1 pseudogene is annotated in these 468 nt (G+C 44.4%); it reads right to left on the bottom strand.

What is annotated here, in order from left to right:
• Positions 1–73: 73 nt before the first annotated feature.
• Positions 74–355: pseudogene (locus HMPREF3029_RS09755) on the bottom strand (magnesium chelatase domain-containing protein); the annotation flags it as partial.
• Positions 356–468: the final 113 nt, after the last annotated feature.

The raw sequence follows: 468 nt of genomic DNA, 5'->3' as shown, positions 1-468 counted from the left end.
TCTATTTGTAAATTTCTTTCATTGCATCTTTTAATGTTCTTGCACCGACAACTTCAATATCTACAGGAGCTAGTCCTGCTAAATTTGACGCTGGGATAATCGCTCGGTTAAACCCTAGCTTCGCCGCTTCTTGTAAGCGTTGTTCGATTTTAGTAACGCGTCTAATTTCACCTGTTAAACCGACTTCTCCGATGAAACACGTATCGCCTCGTACGCTTATATTTTTAAAGCTCGAAGCGATTGCCATAATCACAGCAAGGTCAACCGCTGGCTCATCGAGTTTAACGCCACCCGCGACTTTTATATATGCGTCGTGTTGCTGCATGAGTAGGCCTTCAGATTTTTCTAATACTGCCATGAGTAGTGATAGTCTATTGTGGTCAATCCCTGTAGCCATGCGTCTTGGGTTATGGAAATGCGTTGGCGTGACGAGAGCTTGTATTTCAACGAGCATCGCGCGTGTCCCTT

The sequence above is a fragment of the Nosocomiicoccus sp. HMSC059G07 genome (assembly GCF_001815515.1).
Classification (GTDB): domain Bacteria; phylum Bacillota; class Bacilli; order Staphylococcales; family Salinicoccaceae; genus Nosocomiicoccus; species Nosocomiicoccus ampullae_A.
Note: the sequence above shows the minus strand (reverse complement) of the source record. Positions and strands in the feature narration are given on the sequence as shown.